Below are 15977 nucleotides of genomic sequence, written 5' to 3' on the forward strand. Positions count from 1 at the left end.
TCGAACCAGTGACCTCTGCCCTGTCAAGGCAGCGCTCTAAACCAACTGAGCTAATATCCCAAAACTCTAAAAGACAATATAAGATAAAATAAAAACTAAGTCAAAGATTTACCAATTTCATCCAATAAAAAACCCTGTGGCAATCCACAGGGTTTATAATATTGGTTAGTTAATAAAGTCTACAAGCTAGTTAGCTTCAAATCGTACATTATCAATCGCAAAGTCTAATAGCATTGCTACACCACCATCATCGAAAGCCATACCAAACTCTTGATTTACAGCACTAAAGTCTGGTTGACCAAGTACAGATAACGGAATTGTCACAGTAGTCCAACCTCCAGTATCATACTCTTCGCCGGTATCATTCCAAGGAGCCCAATCGTAAAAGGCATCTACAGCATCACTATGGAATCTTATTTTGAATGTGCCTGCTGCAATTGGTTCTAGCGTATATATATCAAACTTCAATGAATAGTCATCAATGTTTGTACCAACAGTGCTAGCTCCATTAAATGTACCTGCATCATTTCTCCAGAACATATCGTTCCATCCACCTCCAGAAGAAGTAAGGTTAGCTCTTCCATAAGCTGATCCATCTAAACTAATTGAAGCATCATTTTCTGAAGCAACTGCTCCCCACCATGCTCCATTTGCATCCCAATCAAAGAATACCAAGTCGGTGTCAGCAACAGGATCAGGACCGCCACAGCTATAGCCAGGTGCATCAAATCGTACATTATCAATAGCAAAGTCTAAACCTATTGCAACTCCTCCGTCATCGAAAGCCATTCCAAACTCTTGATTGACCATACTGAAGTCTGGCTGTCCAAGAACTGATAAAGGAATCTCAACAGTAATCCAATTACCCTCTGTATCTAAAGCCTCACCAGTATCACTCCAAGGAGCCCAATCATAAAAAGCATCTACAGCATCACTATGGAATCTTAACTTAAATGTTCCTGCGGATATTGGAGTCATTGTATTGATATCGAATTTCAATACATAGTCATCCAAATTAGAACCTACAGTACTGGCCCCATTAAATGTACCAGCATCATTTCTCCAGAACATATCGTTCCATCCACCTCCAGAAGTAGTTAAATTAGCTCTACCATAACTGGAACCATCTATGCTAATCGAAGCATCACTTTCGGCTGCGACAGCCCCCCACCATGCTCCATTTGCATCCCAATCAAAAAATACAAGGTCAGGATCACCAACTGGGTGTGGCCCACTACAACTATCCGTCTCTATTCCTAATGCATCAACTAAATCATTGGGTATCATGACCCTATTAATTTCATGAATTAGTCCATTAGAAGCTCCAATATTGGTATTTACAACACCAGAAGGAATTGCGTCAGCAAATGAAGGCTTTAATCTAGGAGCATCCCCACTTAAATCCACAGTAAAAGAATCTGGATAAACCGTTGAAACTGACCCTCCTTCTACAAAACCACTGGACATAAGCTCTCCTACCACAAAATGATATTCTAATAAGCTTTTTAATGTGGCTATTTCTTCTGGAGTATCAAAATCTGCAAGACTTTCAAAATTTTGAACTAAAGCAAACAAAGCTACAAACCCATCATTGTTTGGTGCAAAAACGGTCATATCGGCATCAACAGCTTTCAAGGCGTCCGTCAATCCAGCTATTTCAACAGCTTCCATAAATGTTGAGAAACCTCTATCTTCTGCTCTCTCTATTAAATCTAGATTTGCACTTAAAACAGATTGAAATACTGCCTCTGGCAATAATACTTTATCTATTCCATGAACAACACCATTTACCCCTTGGATATCTGTTAGGTTAATACCACCATTATCATAGGAAGCATCATCTATAGCCCCATCTGTAACATTAAAAGTTTCTCCCTGCATGGTTGTAATGTCACCATCCACCAATTCAGCAAGCATATTTTCTCCCGTAAGCACATGGTGCATAACAACTTGCTCCAATACATCTACAGGAACATCGCTTAAACTAGCCCACCCAAAAGCGCCATTAACCGTAGTCATAAATACTTCAAAGGCAGCATTATTTGGTGCAAATAAGGTAAAAGGACCTGCTCCATTTAATGTTTCATCTAAACCAGACAATTCCAATGCTTCAGCAAAGCTAGAATACTCAGGATTAGCCATTGCATGATCAACAACTGTTGGAGGGGCCAAAAGGCCGTTCACTACATGCAAAATACCATTAGTAGCTCCTATATCTGTCATCCCATCAACACCAGAAGCAACACCATTGACTAGAAGACCTGTCTCCGTATTAACAAACATATTCAAATTAGTCGCATCTGGACCTACCGCCATCGTAGTTACATATCCTGTAGGCATAGAAGCTACAAAGTCAGCAGTAACTGTAGGTATAACGTGGTTCATTAAAAAATTGTTGAGCTCATCATCACTCATTGTAGCAACATCTACACCATTGAAGGCGTCATTTTGAGGTGCAAAAAAGGTATACGTTGTTGTAGACCTTAATATAGAATCAACAGCTGATTGACCTAAGGCCGCAGACAAGGCAGACAACTCCGCATTGTCAGCAGTAAGTTCTGCTATGGACAAAGGGTTTGATTCTGGTGGTGGAGCAAAAAATGCTTCGTCATCTTCGTTACATGCCGTAACAAAAACCGCCATTACTGCCACGAATAAAAACCCGTATATAATTTTGGATATTTTCATCATATTTTTTTTAATAGTTAGTTATATTTTTATTTTCTATGTTATCAATTTTACAGGAATCCAAAATCATCTACATAGAAAATATATTGTGGCAACCCAGTATTAGACGATTCTTGAAAATCCATTCTTGTAATATTATCAGGAGCGCCACCACTAGGGTAAAAGTCCGATAATGGAATTACAAATTTTGTCCACTGTCCAGGTACAAGTACAAGGTTGACCGTTGCATCAAAATCATTTAATGCCAAGTTCACTGAATCACCAGGTGCTCCCGTTCCATAAATAGAAACAGTAATAGAATCATATTCATCAAAAGCAAAGCCAGCTGGAGGATAAAAAGTTAATCCAGACCAAGCTTCTCTTATACTTTTAATAGATGTGGATCCTGTAAACTGCTCTGTCGAAGCCAAATCATGAGTTCCTCCCCATTCGCCTGTACTCCAGTCTGCATTTAATCCATCAATATAAACTGAGTAGTTAAATCCATAAGATTCAGATTGAGCCGTTGCTCCACCAGAAGTAGTAAGAAATATAAAAGCTTGTTCTACTCCTGCAGGTACAGCAACAATTACCTCGCCAGCTGTTACATTTAATATATCCGCTGGCCTTTCTACCAAGTTACCATCTTCTTCATTACCAGTATTAAAGCTTACATCAGTTGCATTGGAGAAATCTCCCCCAATCAGCTTTACAGCTTTTTGCCCTTCATAGGTCAATTCCTCAAAGTCTTCTATTGTCAAAATAGAAAATGGATAGTTGATTACCCCTCCTTCTGTCTCCAACCTCATAATGTTGTTTTGACCTAGAAATGGTGTTTCCCTAGAAATGGATACAAAAGCAACTGTATTTGTTGATAAAGCTGGCTGAAAGAATCCTGGAAAACCATTGAAAGTAATGGACTTAATTGTTTCCAGGTTTTCTCCTCTTATAATATAAGTCCCTTCTAAAGTCCCCTGCGTAACGGCAAGATCTTCTCTAGCCTCACTTACACTATTAATCTTTGGAGGACCAGCCGCACCTCTTAATATTGGATCCACATCATTAAACTCACTTCCACAGGAAGAAATTAACAAAGCCAATCCCAATAAGGACATAAAAGCCTTATTCAAGTTAATTTTTATTTTACTATTATTTTTCATAATCAATAAGTTTTTGAATTAATAAAATGGGACTGGTGCTTCTAACAATGCAGGATTGTTTTGTGTCTCTGTTGTAGGATAAGGAAACAACAAATCAGCCTCAGTTGCCGTATATAACTCTGGCTCCACCTCTCCTGTGTCATTATTAATAGTTCCTCTATCACTATTACTCAAGAACTCAATTGCAGCAGCTGGTCCAAGCCTTACTACATCATACCAAAATTCAAACTCAAAAGCCAATTCTAGTCTTCTTTCTCTAAAAACATCATCTAAAGTCGGACTAGGATCTTCCTCTAGACCAGCTCTTAATCTAACTTTGTTGTATGATTCTACACCATCAGCTACAGAACCTCCACCTTTAAGGGCAGCTTCTGCATGTATTAACAACAAATCCGCATATCTTAAAATATAAGTGTTACCTAAAGTTGTTGTCTGTCCACTTCCATCATCACGTAAAGTGGCCTCAGCTGAACCAACAACATATTTTTTAACATAATGGTCCGTCCCTTGGGCGTCTGCATTGTCTGGAACAATGTATCCTCCATTAACATCAGGATATTCTGCACCTCTTCTCATAAAGGTTGCATAATAACGTAAATCTTCATCTTGATCCTCGTAAGCAGCTAAAATATCTGGTGATGGACCAATTGCAGACCAACCATCTCCTCCACCGGTAAAACTTGATGGGCCAAAAAGTGATTGCAATCCATTCCCCTCCCCATAACTTGGTGAGGCAGTCCATTGCAATGCAAAAATGGACTCTGAATTGTTATCATTTTCCCCTTTAAACAAATCATAATAGCTCCCAGAATCATCACTATCCGCAAACTGAGAATCTCCACCATATAGTTGAAATTCGCCACTATTGATTACTTCACTTGCCATTTGAAAAGCTTCATTATTATTACCTAAATACAAATTGACTTTAGCTAACATTGCCAATGCCCCATTTGATGAAACCCTACCTGGATCAGAAGCTTTGGTACTAGTAAGATTATCAACAGCATATTCCAAATCTTCAGAAATAAATCTGTAAATATCTGATACCGTATTACGTGGAACAATAGGTTCTAGCACATACTTATTATTGTCATCAATAATAGGAACAGAACCAAAAATACGTACCAAATAAAAATACGCAGTAGCTCTAATAAATCGAGCCTCGCCAATTGCATTGTTCACTACAGATGTAGGTACTTCTTCCCCTACTGCCTCTGGTAAGGTATTAATAACCGTATTAGATTGACCTACTACAGAGTACAAAGATTCCCAAGCCTGTGTTAGGGTAGAGTGGTTTCCATTAATAGCAAAATTTGTAAAATCCGCATTCCTAGGATCCCAAGTACGTCCATTACCAGAACTTAGCTCTCCAATAGTCCAAATAGTATTGGCATTAAAATTAAACCATGGATTAGAGTACAAAGAATTTGTACTTGCAACTACCTGATCCGTTGTCTTAAAAAAATCGTCAACGTTGTATGAATCTTCAGTAGGACGATCTAAAAATTCATCACTACATGAGAACAATGCCAGTATTACTACTGCACTTAAAATAAATCGTGTTTTTAATAAATTAATACTCATAGTTAATTTTTTTTATAAATCTATATTAACACCTAATGTAAATGTTCTTGGGGAGGGATACCTACCCGCATCAATACCCATCAAAGTAGGTGTCTGTTGAAATACCCCAATCTCTGGGTCATAACCACTATATTTTGTGAAAGTATACAGATTCTGAATACTTCCATAAAGCTTTACTTTACTGATTCCTATTTTATCCATTAACTCACTAGGCAATGAATATCCTAGAGTGACATTCTGAATCCTTAGATAAGATGCATCTTCCACATACCTATCTGAAATTTCAAGGTTTCTAGTATCATTTCTAGAAAATCTTGGATAGGTAGCATCTGGATTATCAACTGACCAAAAATCCAATATTTCAGGAAGTTGGTTGGTATATGTTCTATTTCCAGCAGTTAATAACCTACCAATGGCATTAAAAGCATCATTGCCATAAGAACCTTGTACAAATACTGCTAAGTCCCAGTTTTTATACCCAAATGTATTCTGCCACCCAAAAGTGAAATCAGGATGAGGATTTCCAATAACAGTTAAGTCATTTTCATCAATCACACCATCATTATTCTGATCTTTATATTTAACATCTCCCAGCCAAGTAGCTGCAAATAAATTATCTTCAAAAGGAAGGTCAAATTGCACCGGTGCTCCTTGAATATCATCTAGACTTCTAAATAATCCTTCGGCCTCGTATCCATAAAACAGACCTATAGGCTGTCCTTCTCTAGTTATAGAAATATTCTGCTCACCATCATAATTCACATTCATAGTTCCAAAAATTTGCGGAACTTCATTCAATTGAGTAACCTTATTCTTATAATGAGAGACAGTTAAATTAGACTCCCATGAAAAATCAGTATTACCAATTGTGGTATAACCTATATTTACATCAATACCCTTATTTACCATTTCCCCAAGGTTGACCCATGGTGCTTGAATAGCTCCTACAGAGCTACCACCTGTAATAAAATCGGTTGCAGCAAACTGAAACAAGAAATCCTTAGAGACTTTTTCATAAACCTCAACAGTTGTTTTAAATCTAGATTCAAACAAGGTAAAATCTAAACCTAAGTTTGTTTGTGTCGAAGACTCCCAAGTCAAATCTGGGTTAGCAAAGTTTGCAACCAAAAAGCCAGTACCTAGACCTGTTTGAGCTGGTGTTAATCTAGCTCCATAAGCAAAATTAGGTATGTTTTGATTACCCACTTCTCCGTAACCTCCATAAATCCTGAGGTTCTCTATTGGAGAGTTATCCATAAAATCTTCTTTAAAAAGCTTCCATGAAACAGAAGCAGATGGGAAATAACCCCATTTATTTCCGTCAGCAAATCGCGAAGAACCATCAGCCCTTAATGAGGCAGTAAGGTTATATTTATCATTTAATGAATATATTAACCTTCCAAAATATGAATTCAAGGCGTTGCTTCCTTTAAATTGACTAACATTATCGGCAGCATTACCAGTTCCCAAAATTGGGACTTCATTACCAACAAAAGCACCATCAGAAGCTGTTATTCCACCATATTGTGCCTCTTGAGATTCTTGTCCTAAAAGCAAGGTTATATTATGCTTATCATTAAAAGTATTTTGATAAGTCAATAAATTTTTAATTATCCAGAAATCATTATTAGTCCTAGTAACTCTAGCGGTATTAACATCTATCCCATCATCTCCATATTGATATGTAGGGGTAAATTGATCCGTAAGTCCGAAACCAAAATCACCACCAAACTCTGTTCTAAAGCTAAGGTTATTACCTAATTTAAAATTGGCAAAAATGTTACCCAACAAACGGTTGTTAATCTGTTCATTTTTTAAACTCAATGCGTTTGCAATTGGGTTCTGATTTCTAAAGTCATCATCTGTAGGTCCTGCAAAAGTCCCATCAGGATTATATACAGCTGTAGCAGGATTGTTCAATAATGACAATCCAATAAGTCCACCACTATTACCATTTAATGTAACATTTTGCTTTGTTCTACTTGCGGTCAAGGTAAGTCCTACATCAAGCCAATCGTTTAATCTAGAATTTACATTAGCTCGGATTGTAGCCCTTTTAAAATCCGAAGCAATTACTGTCCCATCTTGGTTTAAGACACCTGCCGACAGGTAAAAATTAGTCCCATCTTTATTTCCCGCAAAGGAAACTTGGTGACTTTCTAGTAAAGCTGTATCAAAAATTTCTTTTTGCCAGTTGGTGCCTTCTCCTAAAAGGTCTGGCTGTAAAAAGGCCAAATTTTGCTCTAATCCATAAATCTCATTGATATTATTCTGCAAAACAGCATATTCCTGCAGATTCATTACATCAATTATATTTGTAGGTTGCTGAACGGCTATGTAAGAATTATAAGAAAGTGTTCCCTTATCCCCTTTTCCTTTTTTAGTTGTAATTAATACAACACCATTAGACCCCCTAGAACCATAAATTGCAGTAGCAGAAGCATCTTTAAGGATATCTACAGATTCAATATCATTTGGATTAATTGAAGCCAAAGGACTTACGCCTCCTCCCCCATCTCCAGAAACAGGAACACCATCTATAATATATAATGGTTCACTTGATCCTGAAATTGAGTTAACCCCACGAATCCTTACAGACACAGAACTACCAGGTCTACCAGAGTTGGTTGTTACGCTTACACCGGCCGCTCGGCCCTGTATCATTTGATCAACACTTACTTGAGGAATGGTTTCTAATGCTTCAGTATTAACTGATGCTACCGCACCACTTATGTCCTCTTTTAGCTGAGAACCATAACCAATGACCACTACCTCATCCAATTGTTGAGTATCTTCTCTTAAAGATACATTTAAGGTAGATCTTCCATTTATAGCTATTTCGGATGTTTGAAAACCTAAATAACTAAATACCAAGGTAGCATTGCTTGGTGCAGTAATACTATAATTTCCATCAAAATCGGAAACTACACCATTATTAGTACCCCTTTGCACAATATTTACCCCCGGAAGCGGTGTGCCATTAGAATCACTTACAACGCCAATTACTTGGCTTTGAGCCCAAATGCTTTGACCTACAAAACAAAAGAACAGCAGAAAATAATAGCGCTTTACACCACGACGACTGTTTTTTAATTTAACTTTTTGCATACTTTTTGGTGAGTTTGTACTAGTTAGTTTTAAATATTTAACATTAATAAGTTAGTATAATTAACATATACGCAAAAAAGCGTACACATTTTTCAAGGTTTCAAAGTTATACGAAGAGTTAACCAAACGTTAATCTTATTTTGTCATTTACTAACAAAATATTAATACTTATTATGTTACTTTTTGTTTTATCCTAAAAAACAGCCGTTTATCTTAATTAAAAGTAAAATAAGTGCTCAAAAATTATAATTCTTCATTTTATTCAATATTAATAAAATCATAAAAGTGATTTATTTAACAATAATCATTGCTTTTTATTGAGTTTTCTCAAGGCCATTCACAAAAAACACTTAATGTTAAAATTATGTTATAATAATATAGCTTAATGACAAAATAAGATTATTCCACAATGGCATGTATCATTAATTTTGGTGATTGCACATTTCATATTTTTTGAATTCATTTTTTACATTATGTGCAATAATGCAATTGATTAATTATACAAATGAAAGAAAGAGATAAATCTATAGGATTAAATTTAACCTTTAAAGGCTTTTTATTAATAGTAGCACTTGTTCTATTGGGTTCTTGTAAGTCTCTGTATAATGAAGAATACATTAAACCCAAACTAGTTGATGGCAATATTTCCACGCCTGCTAAAAAACTACACAAGCAGCTTTTTTACTCTTCAAAAACAGGCTTTTCAGTAGGGCATCAAGATGCAACTTCTTATGGAATTGGATGGAATCATTCGGATAATCCTTCCATAATTAGAAGTGATGTAAACGATTTAGTCGGTGATTTTCCTGCTGTATATGGGTATGATATTGGGCATATAGAGCTTGCCCATAAAGCAAATCTAGATAGTGTTCCTTTTGATACCATGAAGAAATTGATTATTGAGGCCTATAAAAATGGTAGTATCATAACATTGAGTTGGCATTTGGACAATCCTGTAACGGGAGGAGATTCATGGGATCCAACATCAGCTGTTTCATCTATTATTAGAGGAGGAGCTGAAAAAGAAAAATATGAATTATGGGTTTCTAGGGTAGCAGATTTCATTAAATCATTAAAACATAAAGGCAAAAAAATTCCTGTCATATTTAGACCCTTTCATGAAATGAATGGAGCTTGGTTTTGGTGGGGAGAGTCTAATTGCACAGCTGCTGATTATAAAACATTATGGCAAGAAACAGTTCATTTATTAAGAGATAAGCACAAATTACATAATATTATGTACGCCTATTCCCCAAACAAATTAAATCCAAATGATGATTATTTAAAATATTATCCTGGGGATGATTATGTGGATATTTTTGGAATCGATATTTATGATTTTAACAACGCTGAAGACTATACAAATTCATTAAAACATGATTTAAACCTTGTTAAAAATATAGCAACTCAGAAAAACAAACTGTATGCTTTTACAGAAACAGGCATAGAAAAAATACAAACACCCAATTGGTTTACAGAAGTTTTATATCCGAACATTGAAAATTCTGGCATATCTTGGATTTTATTTTGGAGAAATGCTCGTACAGACCATCATTATATGTCTTACAAAGGACATCCAAGTGAGGAGGATTTTAAAAAATTCAAGGAGCTACCCAAAACATTGTTCTTGAAAGACATTAACAACTTTAAAAACTAAACAACTATGTTAACTACAGTAGATATTGCAATAATCATAGTCTATTTACTCTCTACCATTTTAATAGGATTGGTAATGAGAAAAAGAGCTCAGCGAAGTAAAGATGATTATTTACTGGGTGGAAAATCCATTCCTTGGTACATGTTAGGTCTATCGAATGCCTCTGGAATGTTTGATATTTCTGGAACAATTTGGTTAGTGACACTCATGTTTGTATATGGTATAAAAAGTGCATGGATACCATGGCTATGGCCAGTCTTTAATCAAATATTTTTAATGGTATACCTATCTAAGTGGCTAAGGCGCTCCAATGCAACAACAGGAGCAGAATGGATTGGCACTCGTTTTGGATTTGGTAAAGGCGCTAAAATGTCACATATTATTGTAGTGGTATTTGCCTTGGTGGTATGTCTTGGGTATTTAGCTTACGGATTTATTGGATTAGGAAAATTCATTGAAATATTTATTCCTTGGGAATCTATAAGTGCATATATTCCTTTTAACATTTCACCCGAATATGTTCCTCATTTTTATGGAACCGTATTTACATGCTTTGCTGTTTTTTACTCTTTATTGGGAGGTATGTCTGGTATTGTTTGGGCAGATGTCTTGCAATTTGCCATTATGACAGTAGCTGCATTGGTTATTGGATACTTAGGATGGCAAGCGGTTGGAATTTCTGGAGTAAATGTTCCTGAAGGCTGGATGAATCCCTTTAAAGGAGGTTTGGATATGGATTGGAGTAGAATTATTCCAGAAGTCACCGAAAAAATAAAAAGTGATGGTTATGGATTGTTCACCATTTTTCTTTCCATGATGTTGTTTAAAGGAATTCTTGTAAGTGTTGCTGGACCTGCTCCAACATATGATATGCAGAAAATCCTTTCTACAAAGTCACCTGCCGAAGCCTCTAAAATGAGTGGTTTTGTATCCGTAATTCTAATGCCAATAAGGTATTTAATGATTGCCGGTTTTGCTGCATTGGCATTAATCTACTATGATAAACTAGATTTACTTACTGCAACCGGCAGCATAGATTTTGAGCTGATACTCCCTGCGGCAATTAGAGAATTTGTCCCTGTAGGCTTATTGGGTTTATTGTTGGCAGGATTAATTGCGGCATTTATGTCAACCTTTGCAGGAACTTTGAATGCTGCACAAGCCTATTTGGTAAATGATATTTATTTAAAATATACAAAACCAAATGCTTCCTCCAAACAAATAAAAAACATGAACTACCTAACTGGTATTATTGTGGTTTTAGTAAGTATTGTCCTTGGAATTTTTGCGGAAGATGTAAACTCGGTTCTCAATATCATTGTATCGGTTCTTTATGGTAGTTATGTTGGGGCCAACCTTTTAAAATGGCACTGGTGGAGATTTAATGGAGAAGGCTTTTTCTGGGGAATGGTTGCTGGTCTATTAACTGCATGGATTGTACCATCGTATATTTTTCCTGATGTAAATGAGTTGTACTTATTCCCAATTTTATTAGTTATTTCCCTAATAGGAAGTATTATAGGAACATACTCTGCACCTCCAACTGATGAGGCTGTTTTAAAAGACTTTTATAAAAATGTAAGGCCGTGGGGCTTCTGGAAACCGGTATATGAAAAATTGATTGCAGAAGATCCAAATTTCCAAAAAAACAGAAGTTTTGGCTTGGATATGTTCAATGTTGGTATTGGTATAGTTGCCCAAACAGCATTAGTTATCCTTCCTATGTATATAATATTTAGACAAAGCACACCCGTTTACATAGCTATCGCAGTATTGGTAGTATGTGTATTCTTATTAAAGAAATTCTGGTGGAACAAATTAAACGAAAAATGGAATTAACACTAACCAACGAAAAAAATATGGCGCTTCATAATCTTGAAAAGGTTAAAGAAGAATACAATCAATTAATTCATAGAAAAAACAGTCCTGAATCCAAATCCAATGGCGTATATCAAAGGTATACATACCCTGTAGTTACTGCAGAGCATGCACCTGTACATTGGAGGTATGACTTAAACAAGGCATCTAACCCCAATGAAATGGAACGTATTGGCATTAATGCAGCCTTTAATGCAGGTGCCATAAAATGGGGAGATAATTATGCGCTTTGTGTTCGTGTAGAAGGGAATGATAGAAAATCGTTTTTTGCAATTGCTGAAAGCCCAAATGGAGTAGATAATTTTGAATTTTGGGATACACCATGTGTAATTCCCCAAATCGTGGGAAATCCAGATACCAATGTTTACGACATGCGCTTGGTACGTCATGAAGATGGTTGGATTTATGGAATTTTCTGTACAGAACGCAAGGATCCTAATGCCCCTGCAAATGACACAAGCTCGGCTATTGCTAATGCTGGGATTGTTAGAACAAAAGATTTAGTAAATTTTGAACGTCTGCCAGATTTAATTTCAAATACTGGGCAACAAAGAAATGTTGTGTTACATCCAGAATTTGTTAATGGGAAATATGCCCTTTATACCCGCCCACAAGATGGCTTTATTAGTGTTGGTAGTGGTGGTGGTGTAGGTTTGGGTTATGTAGATGATATGGCTAATCCTATTGTTAAAGATGAAAAAATAATAAATAACAAGGCCTACCATACGGTTTACGAACTTAAAAATGGATTAGGACCTGCCCCTATTAAAACAAGTAAAGGTTGGTTGCATTTAGCACATGGCGTTAGAAATACAGCCGCAGGATTGCGTTACACCCTCTACATGTTTATGACTGATTTAAATGATATTTCCAAAGTAATACACCAACCTGCAGGTCATTTTATGGCTCCTCTTAATGGAGAGCGCATTGGTGATGTTTCCAATGTATTATTTACCAATGGTTGGATAGAGGACAAAGACGGAACAGTTTATATATACTACGCATCTTCAGATACTCGTATGCACGTTGCAGTATCATCTGTTGATAGGTTATTGGATTATGTCATAAATTCTCCTGAGGATACATTTACATCTGCGGGTTCAGTTCAAAACATTATTAATCTTGTTGAAAAAAATAAGGGCTTGTATTAATGACAAAGGAATACCAGAGGCTAAAATCAGAACTTGGCTCTGAATTGATACATATTTTAAGCTATTGGTCCAAAAACACTTTGGATTATGAGTATGGGGGGTTTTTGGGCAAAAGAAATCATTTTAATGAAATAGTCGACAAGGCCTCAAAAGGAATTATTTTAAATACAAGGATTCTTTGGTCATATTCTGCCGCCTCAAATCATTTAAAAACCAATACATATAAAACGGAATGTGATCGGGCTTTCAATTATTTAAATACTTACTTTAAAGACAGCACCTACAAAGGAGTGTATTGGGAACTGGATTATTTAGGTCAACCCATAAACAAAAGAAAACAAGTATATGCCCAGTCGTTTGTTATATATGCATTGTCAGAATATTATATGTTCTCTAAGAATGAGGAAGCTAAAAATTGGGCCATTGAGCTTTTTGAACTGATAGAAAAGCATGCAAAAGATGAAGACAAATTAGGGTATTTGGAAGCTTTTAATGAAAACTGGGATGTTATTGATGATATGAGATTAAGTGAAAAGGATATGAATGCTGCCAAAACCATGAACACACATTTGCATGTTCTAGAGGCATATACATCCTTACTTAAAATTCATAAAAATGATGCGTTAGAAGAATCCCTACGGACATTGGTTACTATTTTTCTAGAAAAATTCCTTACCCCAGAAAATCATTATAATTTGTTTTTTGATGTGGATTGGAATTTATTGAGTAATTCTATATCCTTTGGACACGATATTGAAACAGCTTGGCTTGTGATTGAGGCTGCAAAAGCTCTTAATGATGAAGCTTTATTAAAAAGAACTCAAGATGTGGCCCTAAAAGTGGCCGACACATTTTTAGAAGAAGCAATAGATACAGATGGGTCTGTAATCAATGAAAAAAAACTTGCCAGCAATGAAATTGACTATGATAGACATTGGTGGCCACAGGTAGAAGCGCTCATTGGACTTAATTACGCTTATCAACTAAAACCAAACCAAAAATACATAGATAATTCCCTTGCCATATGGGATTACACCAAAAAAAATCTAATTGATAGAGAAAATGGTGAATGGCATTTTAGAGTAAGTAGAAATGGAAATGCATATCCAAATGAGGATAAGGTCAGCATGTGGAAAGCTCCTTATCATACAACTAGGGCATGTATTTTGTTAAATGAAAATTGATATGAAAAAAGTATTTGTAGGTTTTAAAGTTATATTTTTTATATTGTTAATTGTTGGCTGCTCAAAAGATGGCACAACACCCCCACCACCAGAACCAGAACCAGAATCATTTGCTGTTAGTATTTCAGCCACTTCTAATTCTGCTGCTGAACCTGGAACCAATGGCCAATTTACAGTGGCATTGAACAAAGCAATGACAAGTGCGGTGACAATTGATTATACGGTTACTGGAACGGCAACAAATGGGACAGATTACGAAACTGTTAGTACTTCTGTCAACATTCCTGCAAATACCGCTAGTGTTACAATACCTGTAACAGTAAAAGCAGATTCTGATGTTGAAGATACAGAAACTGTTATTATTACTTTAACCGCAACTAGTAATGCTAACGTAAAAATTAGCACTTCAAACACTGCAACAGTAACTATTGAAGATGAACCAGAGCCATCATCTTTTCTTCCTTCAGAAGCTGCAAGTTATATGGTTAATCCGAACTCAACAGAGGAAACGGTTGCTTTATTTTATAATTTAAAAGTATTATCAGAAACCAGTATAGTAGTGGGGCAACAAGATGCATTTAGCATGTTTTATGATGGCCAAACTGGGGATTCAGATATTAAAAAAACAACAGGTAGTGACCCTGGATTGTTGGGGTCTGATTTTATATTTATTACAGATGACCAAAATGATGGGACAGCCTCTAACTGGTTTTACCAGCAAGAACAAATGGTCATAGAGGATGCTATTGAAGCATATGACAAAGGAATGATAAATGCATTTGCATGGCATTTTAGAGAGCCCTATGATGGAGAACATTTTTATGCTGATGACATGACCCAATTCCAAAGGGACAATGCGTTTAAAAGTATTCTCCCAGGAGGTGCCAACCATGATTATTATATAGAAAAATTAGATAAAGTGGCAGAGGTGGCTGGTAATCTTGTTGGCACAGACGGCAAATTGATTCCTTTTATTTTTAGGCCTTTCCATGAATTTGATGGGAGTTGGTTTTGGTGGGGAGCTGCGTATTGCACACCAGAAGAATTTAAAACGCTATGGCAGTTTACGGTTGAATATCTTAGGGATACCAAAGGGGTGAACAATATTCTTTATGCATATTCCCCAGACAATAGTTACACTTCAGAAACAGCATATTTAAACCGCTATCCAGGAGATAATTACGTGGACATTGTAGGTATGGACAACTATGGTGATTTTAATAATCAGGGACAAACAGGAGTAAATAATGCTAATAACAAACTAGAGATTGTGTCTAATCTTGCAAAAGAGCGAGTAAAGATTGCAGCACTAACGGAAACCGGTTACTTTGTTACTGTTGGGTCTAATAGTCCAATTACTGATTTATACGCAGAGAACTTTTATAATGCAATGACCAATGATGATGTAGAATTAGCTTTTATGATGTTTTGGAACAATAATGGAGATACGTATTGCACTCCACCTCCAAGTGAGTCTGCTCCAGCTCAAGATTTTAATGATTTTGTAGACAAGCCTGGTATTTTGTTACAAGATGAACTGCCAGATTTATATACATTGCCAAACGATTAAACAAACAAACCAAGTACA

9 protein-coding genes are annotated in these 15977 nt (G+C 36.1%); 5 read left to right on the forward strand and 4 right to left on the reverse strand.

Features of this window, described 5'->3' with window-relative positions:
* Positions 1-186: 186 nt before the first annotated feature.
* The 4 genes from AC000W_RS13270 to AC000W_RS13285 are packed head-to-tail and all read right to left on the reverse strand — an operon-like array spanning position 187 to position 8519.
* Complete coding sequence (locus tag AC000W_RS13270; protein WP_474748974.1) at positions 187-2688, reverse strand: glycan-binding surface protein; 2502 nt, start codon at positions 2686-2688, stop codon at positions 187-189.
* 50 nt (positions 2689-2738) lie between these two features.
* Positions 2739-3827, reverse strand: coding sequence for a hypothetical protein (locus tag AC000W_RS13275; protein WP_474748975.1), 1089 nt, complete (start codon positions 3825-3827; stop codon positions 2739-2741).
* An 18-nt stretch (positions 3828-3845) separates the two neighbouring features.
* A complete protein-coding gene (locus AC000W_RS13280) occupies positions 3846-5411 on the reverse strand; it encodes a RagB/SusD family nutrient uptake outer membrane protein (RefSeq protein WP_474748977.1) in 1566 nt (521 codons plus the stop codon).
* Positions 5412-5423: 12 nt separating this feature from the next.
* Positions 5424-8519, reverse strand: coding sequence for a SusC/RagA family TonB-linked outer membrane protein (locus tag AC000W_RS13285; RefSeq protein WP_474748979.1), 3096 nt, complete (start codon positions 8517-8519; stop codon positions 5424-5426).
* Positions 8520-9024: 505 nt separating this feature from the next.
* Here AC000W_RS13285 and AC000W_RS13290 point away from each other — a divergent pair.
* From AC000W_RS13290 to AC000W_RS13310, 5 genes are read left to right on the forward strand one after another with little or no spacing between them, the layout of a single operon-like run.
* Entirely contained in the window at positions 9025-10176 is a 1152-nt protein-coding gene (locus AC000W_RS13290) for a glycoside hydrolase family 26 protein (protein WP_474748980.1), read from the forward strand.
* 6 nt (positions 10177-10182) lie between these two features.
* The gene (locus AC000W_RS13295; protein ID WP_474748982.1) at positions 10183-12015 is read left to right on the forward strand and encodes a sodium:solute symporter family protein; all 1833 of its coding nucleotides are present in this window, start codon (positions 10183-10185) and stop codon (positions 12013-12015) included.
* Positions 12006-13205 (forward strand): glycoside hydrolase family 130 protein, encoded by a 1200-nt coding sequence (locus tag AC000W_RS13300; protein WP_474748983.1) that lies wholly within the window; start codon positions 12006-12008, stop codon positions 13203-13205. Before AC000W_RS13295 ends, AC000W_RS13300 begins: the two co-directional genes overlap by 10 nt.
* The gene (locus tag AC000W_RS13305) at positions 13205-14389 is read left to right on the forward strand and encodes an AGE family epimerase/isomerase (protein ID WP_474748985.1); all 1185 of its coding nucleotides are present in this window, start codon (positions 13205-13207) and stop codon (positions 14387-14389) included. Before AC000W_RS13300 ends, AC000W_RS13305 begins: the two co-directional genes overlap by 1 nt.
* A gap of 1 nt (position 14390) precedes the next feature.
* Positions 14391-15959, forward strand: coding sequence for a glycosyl hydrolase (locus AC000W_RS13310; protein ID WP_474748986.1), 1569 nt, complete (start codon positions 14391-14393; stop codon positions 15957-15959).
* Positions 15960-15977 lie beyond the last annotated feature (18 nt).

The sequence above is a fragment of the Saonia sp. genome, from assembly GCF_056326165.1.

Bases quoted from the DNA above. Each gene is read 5' to 3' on its own strand.
- AC000W_RS13270 (WP_474748974.1), bottom strand. From the start codon at position 2,688: ATGAAAATATCCAAAATTATATACGGGTTTTTATTCGTGGCAGTAATG.
- AC000W_RS13275 (WP_474748975.1), bottom strand. From the start codon at position 3,827: ATGAAAAATAATAGTAAAATAAAAATTAACTTGAATAAGGCTTTTATG.
- AC000W_RS13280 (WP_474748977.1), bottom strand. From the start codon at position 5,411: ATGAGTATTAATTTATTAAAAACACGATTTATTTTAAGTGCAGTAGTA.
- AC000W_RS13285 (WP_474748979.1), bottom strand. From the start codon at position 8,519: ATGCAAAAAGTTAAATTAAAAAACAGTCGTCGTGGTGTAAAGCGCTAT.
- AC000W_RS13290 (WP_474748980.1), top strand. From the start codon at position 9,025: ATGAAAGAAAGAGATAAATCTATAGGATTAAATTTAACCTTTAAAGGC.
- AC000W_RS13295 (WP_474748982.1), top strand. From the start codon at position 10,183: ATGTTAACTACAGTAGATATTGCAATAATCATAGTCTATTTACTCTCT.
- AC000W_RS13300 (WP_474748983.1), top strand. From the start codon at position 12,006: ATGGAATTAACACTAACCAACGAAAAAAATATGGCGCTTCATAATCTT.
- AC000W_RS13305 (WP_474748985.1), top strand. From the start codon at position 13,205: ATGACAAAGGAATACCAGAGGCTAAAATCAGAACTTGGCTCTGAATTG.
- AC000W_RS13310 (WP_474748986.1), top strand. From the start codon at position 14,391: ATGAAAAAAGTATTTGTAGGTTTTAAAGTTATATTTTTTATATTGTTA.